Genomic DNA, 12,212 nt, shown 5'->3' with positions numbered 1-12,212 from the left:
GAAGGTCTTTCAGCTTCCCCGCATACATGCGGGGAAGAGACTCGCGAAGGAGCCGGACGATGAATGAGATTTCCGCTTCCCAGACCTATCGCCTGCTCGAACCCGGTCCGATCGTTCTTGTGACGACGAGCCTTGAGGGAACGCCCAATGTGATGACGATGGGTTTTCACATGATGATCCAGCATGCACCGCCGCTGATCGGTTGCGTCATCGGCCCTTGGGACTTCAGCCACCAGACCTTGAAAAAGACCGGCGAATGCGTGATCGCGATTCCAGCCGTCGATCTTGCCGAAACCGTGGTGGACATCGGTAATTGCTCCGGTGACACGGTGGACAAGTTCGAGCGGTTCAGCCTGAGGACTCGTCCAGCAAAGGATGTCGCGGCGCCGTTGCTGGTGGACTGCCTTGCCAATATCGAATGCCGTGTTGCCGATCCGAGCTTCGTCGAGCGATACAATCTCTTCATCCTCGAAGCAAAGAGGATCTGGATTGACGAGAGCCGCAAGGAACGACGGACCATGCATCATCGCGGTGACGGCAGCTTCACCGTGGATGGCAGCACACTCGATCTCCGGAAGCGCATGGTCAGGTGGCGGCACTTGCCATAAAGCGCGCCGCTGCACGCAAAAAAACATCCCTAAACTTCACATTGATTGAAAGGATATGAACATGTCCGCCTATCTCGTTGTCGATCTCGATATCCACGACCCCGAAGCCATTGCCGATTACCGCTCCAAGGCCCTGCCTCTGGTGGCAAAGGCCGGCGGCCGCCTCATTGCTCTCGATGACGCACCGCTCGAACTCGAAGGCTGGCAGGCGACGAATATGCTGATCATCGAGTTTCACGATATGGATGCCATCCGTGGTCTCTTTGCATCGCCCGAATATGCGCCGCTCGCACACCAACGGCAGGCGGCCGCAGGTTCGCGGATCATTGCCTTGCGTGGCGTTTAGTAGGATTCGAGGGTGCGCGATCCCGACAGCATTCGTCAGGGGAAACAGAAGCCGCCTCGGCGATCACTGCAGAAGGAGCGCGCGGGCGAGTTGACGACTTCCTGTTGCGCTTCGCCCTCCGCCTATCAGGCGCCGGTTTCCGCCAGGACCGGCGCCTTTACCTTATCGATCCGGCATTGGAAGCAGTTGTTGCGCGCGGAACGCACATGCACATAGGCGATATCAGATCGTCCCAGCAGCTCTTTGCCATAGGCCGGAATATCGCCGATCTCAGTCACCGCGCCGGTACCGTAGACGATGCGGTCGTTCTCGCTGTAGCCGCGGACGATGAAGTCACGGCTCGTCGTCAGCATCGGCGGCATGATCTCTTCGGCGGCATAACGTGCGCAAGGCTGCTTGTGCAGGAAGATAGGGCCGGTTTCGGCATAGGGCTGCAGCTCGGGGAAGGGCCGGTAGGCAAAGACCAGCAACTCCTGGCCCGCATCGATATTCTGAAGGCAATGGCGGCAGGGATGGCCGGGACCATCGGAGACGATCGTCTCGGGCAGCCTGTCATAGGCGTCGCGGCCGCCGTTCCAGAGGCGTTCGGCGTCGGTCGTCGGCATGGCAACAAAACGAATGGCGGTCATGGCAGATCTCCTTTGTGATTGCCATGAAATGCACCTGGACGAGCGGGCAAGCCACCCGATTCTTGCCTGCGTCTGCATATGAGATCGCCGGAGAGTGAAAAGCGGAGTATCTTCTGGACGTACGTTGTCAGGCGAAAGGAGAAGGCCTTGGCCGACGTCGATCTGGCGCTGCTGGCGCAACAGAATGCAGAAATACTGGAAGAGCTGAGAGCCCTGCGGCGGGAAGTGGCGGAACTGAAGGAACAGTCGGGCCGCACGCTCGATTTCGAGCGCCGCAACGACCCGCGCCGCCCGAACAGCCTGACGCAGCGTTAACCAGTTCTGCCTACGTCAGGAAGGCATCCGTCAGCTTTTCCGCGCAAGCTCCAGAAGCTCCTTGTCGCTGAGCGGCCGGACGATGCCGGTACCGGTCGAAACTGGGGAGAAGCCGTACATCTGGTAGAGCTGCAGCGCACGCGGATGGTCGAGATTGTTGGTGGTGGTGGTGACCCGCTTCGGATTGAGCGACCAGATGGCATAGAGCGCCTGCAGCAGGAACCATTTGCCGATGCCGAGACCGAGCGCATGTTCGATCAGGCCAAAATGGCTGAGCTCGATCATATCCTCGTCTTCGCAGAAATATTCGTAGAAGCCGGCGGGTGCGCCGTTCACATAGAGAACGCTGATATTGTTGCGCTTGTCGTTCAGCGTCTCGGCAAGCTGCTCGTCGCTCATGCGCAACCGGTCCACCCATTGCCAGCGCGCACCCACCTGCCGGTAGAGATAGCGGTAGAAGGGCAATGGGATCTCGGGAGCGCGCATGATCGCCGTCTGGATGTTGACGGGCACCGGCATGCTTGCCTTTGGCGGCGCCGTCATTTCGAGCCGGGTGATGTGAGCTTTCAGCGAAGCGGGTGCCTTTCCCATGGCGATCAGACTTTGACCGGCGTCGGCGGACCGGTGACGATGGGCGTATCGTCACGGCTTCCCCATTCGCTCCACGAGCCGTCATAAAGCTTGTTGTCGTGATGGCCGAGCGATTCCAGCGCCAGCGTGATGATGGCGGCGGTGATTCCCGAGCCGCAGGACGTGACGACAGGCTTTGAAAGATCAATGCCGGCGTCCTCGATCGTCTGCCTGAGTTCGGGCAGCGACTTGAACCGGCCCTGGTTGGCGAAGACGCTGGACGGCAGGCTGCGAGCGCCGGGCATATGGCCGGAGCGCATGCCGGCACGCGGTTCGGGTTCGGCGGCTGCAAAGCGGCCGGCGCTGCGGGCATCGGCGATCTGCATCGCGCCGCTGGAGACGATGTCGCGCATCGTATCGAGCGTCACCACGCGGCTCTCGTCGAAATCGGGCGTGAAACGCGCCGGCGAATAGCTGGGCACAGTGGTTTCGAGCGGGCGGCCCTCGGCCTTCCAGCCGTCGAGACCGCCATCGAGCACGAAGACGTTCTTTGCGCCCATAACCCGGAACAACCACCAGACGCGCGGCGAGGCGAACAGGCCGATGCCGTCATAGACGACGATGCGATCGTTCTCGCTGATGCCGAGCCGGCCGACTTCGGCGGCAAAATAATCGGCCGAGGGGATCGTGTGCGGCAGTGACGTCGAATGGTCGGCGATCTTGTCCTGGTCGAAGCGGATGGCGCCGGGAATATGGCCGGCCGCATATTCGGCATCGGCATCGCGTTTCTGCGCCGGCAGATAGAAGGAGGCGTCCAGGACGCGCAGATCCGGCTTGCCGAGTTCGGCCTGCAGCCAGTCGGCCGATACGACGAAACGGCTTTTGGTCTCACTCATGATGCTCTCCCTTGATGGTCAGGCTTCGTCGCCGGGCGTGCCGAATCGGATGCGGAAGCGCCGATTTTCTTTGCCCTTCTTTTCGATCTTGGCGATATGGATCTGGCCGACTTCCTGTGTTTCCGAAACATGTGTGCCGCCGCAGGGCTGGCTGTCAATCGAGGAGTTCTCGCCGATGCAGACGAGGCTGACGCGCCCGAGCCCGATCGGCGGGCGCACATTCTTCGATTTGACGATGTCGGGAGTGGCTGCAAGCTCCTCGTCGGTAATCCATTGCAGATAGACCGGATGGTTCTCGCCGACCAGTTCCATCAGCTTGGCCGTCACTTCGTCCTTGTCGATCGTCTCGGCCATGTCGAAGTCGACACGGCTTTCCTCCTCGCCGACGGCAGCGCCGGTGATCGGATACGAGCAGACGACGGACAGCAGATGGCAGGCCGTGTGCATGCGCATCAGCCTGTAACGGCGCTGCCAGTCGACGTGCAGCACCAGCGTCTCGCCAACCAGAGGCCTCGGCTCGTTTTCGAGCGGCACGTGGATGACGATGTCCTTGCTCGGGCCGTGCTTCGTCTGGCCCAACACGATCTTGGTGCCGTCGGCGCGTTCAAGCTCGCCCGTATCACCCGGCTGGCCGCCTGATGTCGCATAGAAGCAGGTCTGGTCGAGTTCGATGCCCCCGTCTTCGTGGACGGCGGTGACGACCGCCTCGCATGTCGAGAGATAGAAGTCGTCACGATAGAGGGCATTGACGGGCATGGGGTCTCACGCGGGCTCGTAGGGAACGTTTATATCGGGCGAGTTGGCCATCCAGCCCGGAACGGGCAGTCCCTTCGAGGTCAGGAAATCCGGATTGAAGAGCTTCGACTGGTAGCGGTTGCCGTAGTCGCAGAGGATCGTCACCACCGTGTGGCCGGGTCCGAGATCCCGGGCGAGCTTGACCGCGCCGGCAATGTTGATCGCCGTCGAGCCACCGAGGCACAGGCCTTCGTTTTCGACGAGGTCGAAGAGATAGGGCAGCGCTTCGGCATCGGAGACCCGATAGGAGAAATCAGGCGTGAAGCCTTCGAGATTGGCGGTGATGCGGCCCTGGCCGATGCCCTCGGTGATCGAAGAGCCCTCGGATTTCAGCGCACCGTTCTGATAGAACTCATAAAGAGCAGCGCCGTCGGGATCGGCGATGCCGATCTTGACGTCCGCATTGAAAGCCTTGAGGCCGGCAGCGACGCCGGCCAGCGTGCCGCCGGAACCAACGGAGCAGATGAAGCCGTCGACCTTGCCGTCGGTATCGTTCCAGATTTCCCGAGCGGTGGTCTCGATATGCGCCTGGCGGTTGGCGACATTGTCGAATTGGTTCGCCCAGATCGCCCCGTTCGGCTCTGTTTTCGCCAGCTGCTCGGCGAGCCGCCCCGAGACCTTCACGTAGTTGTTCGGGTTCTTGTAGGGAACGGCGGGCACTTCGACGAGTTCAGCGCCGAGCAGTTTCAGCGCATCCTTCTTTTCCTGGCTCTGCGTTTCCGGAATGACGATGACGGTGCGGTAGCCGAGCGCCTTGGCGACCAGCGTCAGCCCGATGCCGGTATTGCCGGCCGTGCCTTCGACGATGACGCCGCCGGGCCGAAGCAACCCTTTCCGTTCCGCGTCGCGGATGATGTAGAGCGCGGCACGATCCTTCACTGACTGGCCGGGGTTCAGGAACTCCGCCTTGCCGAGAATGGTGCAGCCGGTCGCCACCGACGCGCCGTTGAGTTTGATCAGGGGCGTATTGCCGATGGCTTCGAGGACGGAAGGGTGGAAGGTCATGGAATCTGCCTCTATTCGAACTCTTACTTTAGGAACGGTCTTTTCCCTTCACAAGGCTGCGTTGGCAAGAAATGCTATTCCACGCCCCTTGTCGGGCACGATAAAATTTGGCCTTCCTCCCCCGAAATGATGAATGGCCCGCAATCCCGCCATGCGTGGGGTGATCCGAAGATTGACTTTCCCCGTACGGATGACGACAAAGCGAAAACGGAGCGCGGCAACAGGGCGTGACCGAAACCGGTATGATTCACGAGCAGATCGACACGATCGATGCATTGATGGCGCATTATGTCGCCGGTTCCTTGCCCGAGCCGGCGCGGGTGCTGGTACGATCCCATCTCGAAATGAAGCCCCACAATCGCAGCCTGGTGGACAGCCTCGAATTGCTGGCTGGGGAGGCGCTGGAAAGCGCTGGTGAAACCGCCATTGCCGACCGCGACCGGCAGCTTCAGGCAATCTTTTCCTCTGCCGCCCCGGTCGCAGCGCAGCAGGCGGCCAAACGGCCGGAAAACGCGCTCTTTCCACAAGCGCTGCGCGATTTCGTCGGCTTCGAGGTCGAGGACGTGCCGTGGCGCAAGCGGTTGCCGGGTTTCAAGGAATATTCCCTCGAATTCGACGGCTGCGAGGTCAACCTGATGTGGATCCGCCCGGGCCGCGCTTTGCCGGCGCACACCCACAAAGGCATGGAACTGATCCTCATCCTAGACGGCGCCTTCAACGATGAACGCGGCCGTTTCGGCCCCGGCGACATCTCCATTGCCGACGAGACGGTCGACCATCGGCCGGTCGCCGAAAAGGATAGGCCCTGCATCGCCTTTGCCGTTTCGGACGGGCCGGTGAAGCTCACCGGATCCCTTCGTCAGATGATCGGCGACCTGATCGGCTGAAAGCAGCCACAATGGTGTGATAAAGCCGTAAATCCGGGAGGAGAAGGGAACTTTCCGGACCTGTTTTCGGTTGGTCAGGCAGAACCGGAGGAACATGTCATGCGTGATTTCACCGCCCGTCCCGAAGATGGACTCGTCTGGATCTCAGGTGCGAGTTCCGGCATCGGCCGCGCGCTTGCGCTGAAGCTTGCCGACGAAGGATACAAGGTCGCCGTCACCGCCCGAAGCCATGAAAAGCTGGTCGAACTGCAGGCCGAGGCCAGCGGCCTTGCCGGCAGCATCATCGTGCTCGATGGCGACGTCACCGATGCCGAGGACATGGAGCATATCATGGCCTCCATCGAATATGAGCACGGCACGCTCGGCATGGCGATCCTCAATGCCGGCGTCTATCTGCCTGTTCATGCTGAGGACCTGAACCGCGCCGATTTCGAAAAGAGCTTCGCCGTCAATCTCTCCGGCGTCGTCAACTGTCTGTTGCCGGCGGTCCGCCATATGAAGGCGAAAGGGCAGGGACAGATCGCCATCGTCTCCTCCGTCACCGGCTATGGCGGCCTGCCGACGGGCGCTGCCTACGGCGCCACCAAAGCGGCGCTGATCAATATGGCCGAAAGCCTGAAATTCGATCTCGACAAGATGGGCATCCGCATTCAGCTCATCTGCCCGGGCTTCGTCGACACACCGGCGACGCGGAAGAACGCCTTTCCCATGCCGTCCCTGGTGTCGACCGACGAAGCCGCCCGGCAGATTGCCGCCGGGCTGAAATCGCAGGCCTTCGAGATCTCCTTCCCCAGGCGCTTCACCATGATGCTGAAGCTTGCGCGCATGCTTCCCTACAGCGTCTATTTCATGCTGGTGAACCGCGTAACCGGCTGGCGCGAGCGGCCGTCATCGGCTGGTCACCATCCGGCGACACCGCATCCGGCGGAATGATCAGCTGCGCGAGAACACCACTTGGCGCACATCGATATTGCGGGCGCGGAAGCCGGCCTCGCAATAGAACAGATAGAATTCCCAGAGCCGCTTGAAACGCTCGTCGAAGCCCATCGGGCGGATGCGCTCCCAGACCGACCAGAAGCGTTCGCGCCATTCGGCAAGCGTGCGGGCATAGTCGAGCCCGAAGCCGAAGTCCCTGACCAGTGACAAGTCGACCTTGCCGGCAAGTTCCGCCAGATGGTTGCGCGTCGGCAGCATGCCGCCGGGAAAGACATATTTCTGTATGAAGTCGGGGTTGCTGCGATACTGGTCGAAGGCCTCCGGCCGGATCGTGATGATCTGCAGGCCGGCCTTGCCGCCCGGCTTCAGACATTGCCGGAGCTTGGAGAAATAGGACGGCCAGTATTTCTCGCCGACCGCTTCGAACATCTCGATCGAGACGATCCGGTCGTAAAGCCCGGTCTCGTCGCGGTAATCCTGGAAACGGAATTCGACACGGTCGCCGAGACCGGCCTTGCGGATGCGCTCCTCGGCAAAGGCCAACTGCTCGCGGCTGATCGTCAGCCCGGTCACCTTGCAGTTCAGTTCGCCTGCTGCAAATTCGGCAAACCCGCCCCAGCCGCAGCCGATCTCCAGCACGTGATCGCCGGGCCTGATGCCGGTCGCCTCGGCAAGCGCGCGGTATTTGGCATTCTGCGCCGATTGCAGGTCGTTGGCCCCTGTCGAATAGAGCGCGGAGGAATAGGTCATGCTCGGATCGAGCCACTGCCTGTAGAAATCGTTGCCGAGATCGTAATGGGCGGAAATGTTACGCTTCGATCCCGCCTTGGTATTGGTGTTCATCCAATGGCGGACGCGCTCGACGAGGCGGCCAATGCCGCCCTTGCCATTGGCATAGCTGTAGACGGCTTCGCCGTTGACGAGGAAAAGTTCGAGGAAGGCGGCGATGTCGGGGCTGTCCCAGTCGCCGTCCATATAGGTTTCGGCAACCCCGATCGTGCCACTCGTCAGGGCCCGATAGGCAAGGTTCCAGTTGTTGAGGCTGAGAGCCGCCTTCGGCCCGGCCTGCTTGCCCTCGATCAGCAGCCTGCGGCCGTCGGGCAGGGTGACTGCAAGCGAGCCGTGCTGCATGCGCAGAAGTCCGCGCAGCGCCAGCTTCGCCTTGAACGGCAGCCCCTTCACCAGACGGGATAAATTTTCGGCCGTCAGCGTCACCGCGTCACGGGCCAGTACATTCCAATCCTGCGCCTTGCTCATCTTTCCTCCTCCAGCATTTTCTTGCCGGTTAGGGACGACGATACATCCGTGACGATGTTCGGGCGGCCTCCGGCCATTATTCGGCAAGGCTACTGCATAATTTCCTCAATCGGAAATCGAATTAAGGAAAAATTATGCAGCCGTTCAAAGCGCTGCAGCGCTTTTGCGCGTCGTGTCGGAACGCCCGGCGCTGCAAGGTCATTCCGCGGTGTCCGCAAGCGGCCGGGGCCGGTGAATGCTGACGGCAGGCGGAGGCGCCGGACGGCTGATATAACGCGCGCCCTTCAGCCACAGTTTCAGCGCTTCCCAATGGATGCCGGCCACGATCTTGAAGGGGAGGAAAGGGATGAGCGCCGTCAGCCGAAGCAGCGCGGCGCTTGTCAACTGCAGCCGCCGTCCTGAGAATGTCGCCGCAAGCAGCGGCCCTTCGCCGTCGGTTTCGAGGATGCGCCAGCGGATTTCCGCGCCAGGCGGCAGCATGCGGAAGTGATAGCGCGCCGCTATGCCGATGAAGGGCGAGACGTGGAAGAGCTTGTCGCAGCTCTGACGGAGCCCGCCGTCCGACATTTCACCATCACTGAGGGGACAGACGTAACTGTGTCGCTCGCCGAAAGTGTTGCGCACCTCGTAGATCATCGCGACGAGGGCGCCGCCGCCATCATAGGCGTGATAGACGGAGATCGGGTTGAAGACATAGCCGAGAATGCGGGGATAGCAGACAAGCAATATCCTTGCCGCGCGATCGAGCCCGGCCTCAGCGAGCAGCCGGTCGGCATAGGCGCGCAGCGGCGTGTTCGCCGTGTCGGCATGGTCATTTTCATGAAACGAGACGAGATTGCGACCGTTGACGGAAAACAGCGCCGACAGCCGATCGGCTGCTTCAAGCCGATCGAGATCGACGAGCAGGGAGAAGACGCGGTAGCGGAAACGATGACCGAAGGGTTTCAGGCGTTGATGCATGATGTCGCCGACATAGAGCGCGGCCGCCGCATCCGGCGCAGCGCCGTTGCCGCTCATGCTGACGCCGCGCTTTTTGCCTCGTCCGCTCATGCCGCTGCATCCGGTTGCGGTTGCCGGCTTCGCGCCGTTCGCCAGGGAATGATGCCACCCAGCGCCTCGGCTGCCGCCAGGCCGGAAACCAGGCCATCCTCATGAAATCCATATCCCATCCAGGCGCCGGCGAAATGGCAATGGTTCTCACCCTGGATGGCGGCGAGCGCCCGCTGCGCCGCCATGGCATCAGCCGAAAATTGCGGATGCTCATAGGTGAATTCCGCAAATACCATGCGGGGATCCGGCTCGCGGTCGGGATTGAGCGTGACGAACAACGGCAAACCATCGTCGATGCCCTGCAGCCGGTTCATCCAATAGGTGACGGCGACACCCGCCTTGCCATCCTCCCGGCTGGAGCGCAGATAGTTCCACGAGGCCCAGACCTTGCGCCGCTGCGGCATCAGCCTTTGGTCGCGGTGCAGGACGACGCGGTTCGGCTGGTAGGGAATGGCGGCAAGCAGCAGCCGTTCCCGGTCGGTGGCATCGATGAGCAGGCGTGCCGTCTGATCGCTGTGGCAGGCAAGGATCACCTTGTCGAAGGCACGCTGGCTGCCGGTCTCGTCGATAAGCGTGACGCCGTTCTCCGAACGGATCACCCCGCGTATGCCGCAGGACAGTTTCACCCGTCCGCCGAGCGGCTGCAGCAGCCGGTCGAGATAGCTGCGGCTGCCGCCGGTCACCGTCCGCCATTGGTGCTGGCGGTGATAGATCAGCCGGTGATTGTCGAAGAAATTGACGAAATATTCGGCCGGGAACTGCAGCATGCGGGCCGACGGTGTCGACCAGATCGCCGCCGCCATCGGCACGAGATAATTGTTGGTAAAGCCGGGCGAGAAGCCGCGCCAGTCGAGATAATTGCCGATCGAGCGCGAGGCGAGGTGACCGGCGGCCCGGTCTTCGAGGCAGGTGCGGTTGAAGCGCAGGATCTCGCGGATCATCCACAGGAACGACGGCCGCAGCAGGTTGCGCTTCTGCGCGAAGATCGAGGACAGCCCGCCGCCGCTCCATTCCAGCCTGCCGCGGTCGAGCGAGAGCGAAAAACTCATGTCGCTTGCATGGGTGGCGATGCCGAGTTCGGCAAAGAGGGCCGTCAGGTTCGGATAATTCGGTTCGTTATAGACGATGAAGCCGGTATCGACCGCAATCCGAACACCGTCATAATCGACGTCGACCGTCGCCGTATGGCCGCCCGCCCGCGCCTGGCTCTCGTAGAGCGTTACGTCGTGCACGGGGTCGAGCGCCCAGGCCGCCGAGGCGCCGGAGATGCCGGAGCCGATGACGGCGATCTTCAGCCGGCGCGAGGCGGGGCGGAAATGCGCGTTCATGCGGCGTCCTTTGTGGCTTTGTAAGCGGCGAGCGCTCGGTCGCGGGCGCTGGCATGGTCGACGATCGGTTTCGGATAGGTCTGCCCGAGGATGATGCCGGCCTCGTCGAGCGCGCTCTTCGGCGCCTCGAACGGCCGGTGAATGTATTTTGCCCCGAGCCGTTGAAGTTCCGGCACATGAGCTCTGACATAGTCGCCGTCGGGATCGAAAGTCTCGCCCTGCAGCATCGGATTGAAGATGCGGAAGAAGGGTGAAGCGTCGGCTCCCGAGCCCGCCACCCATTGCCAGCTTGCCGCGTTGTTGGCGGGATCGGCATCGACCAGCGTATCGCGGAACCAGGCCTCGCCGTCGCGCCAGTCGATCATCAGATCCTTGATGAGAAAGGAGGCGACGATCATGCGCACCCGATTGTGCATCCAGCCGTGACGCCAGAGCTGGCGCATGCCGGCATCGACGATCGGGTAGCCGGTCATGCCACGGCGCCACGCCTCGAAATCGCCGTCGTCGTAGCGCCATTGGAAGCCGTCGAAACGATCGTTCCAGTTCTCCGAGGCAAGACGCGGGAAATGGAAAAGCAGGTGGTAGGAGAATTCCCGCCAGGCGATCTCCTTGCGGAAATGCACGATGTCGGTCGCCGGCACCCGGTTCGACAGACCGCGCGTCGCATCCCAGATGCGGGCAGGGGAGATTTCGCCGAGCGCCAGATGCGGCGACAGCATCGAGGTCGCCGGTTTCGCCGGATAGTCGCGGTTTTCCTTGTAGCCCTTGAGTTCTTCCTCGACGAAGGCGCTGAGCCTCTCTCTTGCGCCTTGCTCGCCCGGCGTCCAGAGATCGGTAAAGTCCTTCGCCCAGTCCGGCTTTGTCGGCAGCAGTTTCCAGCTCTTCAATGTTTCCGATGCCGGACGCTGCGATGCCAGCCGCAGCTTCGCCGGCGCCTCCAGCGGCGGCTCGGCTTCGCCCGCACCCTCCAGCGCGCGCCAGAACGGCGTATAGACCCGATAGGGCGTGCCACTGCCGGTCATCAGCCTGGACGGTTCGTGCAGCAGCTGGCCGCCGAAACTTCTCGCCTCGATCGCCTGTTTTTCCAATTCCTGCTTGATGTGGGTGTCGACCGAAATGCCCGAGGGATCGTATCGCCGGTTCCAGAAAACGGCTTTGGCACCGCTCTTTTTGATGACGGCGCGGAGCACCTCCAGCGCTTCTCCGCTGGCAAGCACCAGCCTGCCCTGCCGCTCGTGCAATGATCTATCAAGCGCTTCCAGCGAATGATGCAGCCACCAGGCCTGCGCAGCGCCGAGCGGACCCGTGCCGGCTGACGCCGGCTCGTTGATATAAAGGGGGATGATCGGTCGCCCGGAGAGATGGGCGGCATTCAGCGCCTGATTGTCGTCAAGGCGCAAATCCCTGCGAAACCATAAAATGACAGGTTTTATCGCGTCCTTTGCCAATGAAGCCATTCCCTGCTCTTGTCTTTGCACCCTGCTACGGATGTACGGAACGCTCGGATCAAAAGTTTCATCGGAGGGAAAGCTTTTCATCGTGGTGGCGACGACATGAAAAAGGCCGGCGTGAACCGGCCTTTTCCAAATG

Annotated in this window: 14 protein-coding genes; 5 read left to right on the top strand and 9 right to left on the bottom strand. The window is 61.7% G+C overall.

Annotation, left to right across the window (positions count from 1 at the left end; translation table 11 throughout):
* The first annotated feature begins 59 nt into the window (after positions 1–59).
* The gene (locus tag FHX03_RS12125; protein WP_183853823.1) at positions 60–608 is read left to right on the top strand and encodes a flavin reductase family protein; all 549 of its coding nucleotides are present in this window, start codon (positions 60–62) and stop codon (positions 606–608) included.
* A 61-nt stretch (positions 609–669) separates the two neighbouring features.
* Positions 670–954: a DUF1330 domain-containing protein gene (locus FHX03_RS12120; protein ID WP_027684966.1), complete on the top strand. Its 285-nt coding sequence runs from the start codon at positions 670–672 to the stop codon at positions 952–954.
* A 125-nt stretch (positions 955–1,079) separates the two neighbouring features.
* Here FHX03_RS12120 and FHX03_RS12115 read toward each other — a convergent pair whose 3' ends face one another.
* A complete protein-coding gene (locus FHX03_RS12115) occupies positions 1,080–1,583 on the bottom strand; it encodes a DUF1203 domain-containing protein (protein ID WP_183853821.1) in 504 nt (167 codons plus the stop codon).
* A 78-nt stretch (positions 1,584–1,661) separates the two neighbouring features.
* Between FHX03_RS12115 and FHX03_RS12110 the strand changes: the two genes are divergently transcribed.
* Entirely contained in the window at positions 1,662–1,898 is a 237-nt protein-coding gene (locus tag FHX03_RS12110; protein ID WP_183777757.1) for a hypothetical protein, read from the top strand.
* Between the two features lie 30 nt (positions 1,899–1,928).
* On the opposite strand, the gene FHX03_RS12105 is transcribed toward FHX03_RS12110, so the two are convergent.
* The 4 genes from FHX03_RS12105 to FHX03_RS12090 are packed head-to-tail and all read right to left on the bottom strand — an operon-like array spanning position 1,929 to position 5,164.
* The gene (locus FHX03_RS12105; protein WP_017960121.1) at positions 1,929–2,489 is read right to left on the bottom strand and encodes a GNAT family N-acetyltransferase; all 561 of its coding nucleotides are present in this window, start codon (positions 2,487–2,489) and stop codon (positions 1,929–1,931) included.
* A gap of 5 nt (positions 2,490–2,494) precedes the next feature.
* Positions 2,495–3,364 carry a 3-mercaptopyruvate sulfurtransferase gene (gene sseA / locus FHX03_RS12100; RefSeq protein WP_183853819.1) on the bottom strand — a complete coding sequence of 290 codons (870 nt, stop codon included), beginning with the start codon at positions 3,362–3,364 and terminating at the stop codon, positions 2,495–2,497.
* Between the two features lie 18 nt (positions 3,365–3,382).
* Entirely contained in the window at positions 3,383–4,120 is a 738-nt protein-coding gene (locus FHX03_RS12095) for an alanyl-tRNA editing protein (protein WP_097625243.1), read from the bottom strand.
* Between the two features lie 6 nt (positions 4,121–4,126).
* Positions 4,127–5,164 (bottom strand): cysteine synthase A, encoded by a 1,038-nt coding sequence (locus tag FHX03_RS12090; RefSeq protein WP_183853817.1) that lies wholly within the window; start codon positions 5,162–5,164, stop codon positions 4,127–4,129.
* 227 nt (positions 5,165–5,391) lie between these two features.
* Between FHX03_RS12090 and FHX03_RS12085 the strand changes: the two genes are divergently transcribed.
* Positions 5,392–6,051 (top strand): ChrR family anti-sigma-E factor, encoded by a 660-nt coding sequence (locus FHX03_RS12085; RefSeq protein WP_183853815.1) that lies wholly within the window; start codon positions 5,392–5,394, stop codon positions 6,049–6,051.
* Positions 6,052–6,150: 99 nt separating this feature from the next.
* The gene (locus FHX03_RS12080) at positions 6,151–6,984 is read left to right on the top strand and encodes an SDR family NAD(P)-dependent oxidoreductase (RefSeq protein ID WP_183853813.1); all 834 of its coding nucleotides are present in this window, start codon (positions 6,151–6,153) and stop codon (positions 6,982–6,984) included.
* On the opposite strand, the gene FHX03_RS12075 is transcribed toward FHX03_RS12080, so the two are convergent.
* The 4 genes from FHX03_RS12075 to FHX03_RS12060 all read right to left on the bottom strand — a co-directional run bounded on the left by FHX03_RS12075 (position 6,985) and on the right by FHX03_RS12060 (position 12,070).
* Positions 6,985–8,244, bottom strand: coding sequence for an SAM-dependent methyltransferase (locus FHX03_RS12075; RefSeq protein ID WP_183853811.1), 1,260 nt, complete (start codon positions 8,242–8,244; stop codon positions 6,985–6,987).
* Positions 8,245–8,442: 198 nt separating this feature from the next.
* The gene (locus FHX03_RS12070) at positions 8,443–9,294 is read right to left on the bottom strand and encodes a DUF1365 domain-containing protein (protein WP_097625247.1); all 852 of its coding nucleotides are present in this window, start codon (positions 9,292–9,294) and stop codon (positions 8,443–8,445) included.
* Complete coding sequence (locus FHX03_RS12065) at positions 9,291–10,622, bottom strand: NAD(P)/FAD-dependent oxidoreductase (protein WP_097625248.1); 1,332 nt, start codon at positions 10,620–10,622, stop codon at positions 9,291–9,293. Before FHX03_RS12065 ends, FHX03_RS12070 begins: the two co-directional genes overlap by 4 nt.
* Positions 10,619–12,070 carry a cryptochrome/photolyase family protein gene (locus FHX03_RS12060; RefSeq protein WP_183853956.1) on the bottom strand — a complete coding sequence of 484 codons (1,452 nt, stop codon included), beginning with the start codon at positions 12,068–12,070 and terminating at the stop codon, positions 10,619–10,621. The genes FHX03_RS12065 and FHX03_RS12060 overlap by 4 nt, the downstream gene beginning before the upstream one ends.
* Positions 12,071–12,212: the final 142 nt, after the last annotated feature.

It is taken from the genome of Rhizobium sp. BK456 (assembly GCF_014194045.1).
Classification (GTDB): Bacteria; Pseudomonadota; Alphaproteobacteria; order Rhizobiales; family Rhizobiaceae; genus Rhizobium; species Rhizobium redzepovicii.
Note: the sequence above shows the minus strand (reverse complement) of the source record. Positions and strands in the feature narration are given on the sequence as shown.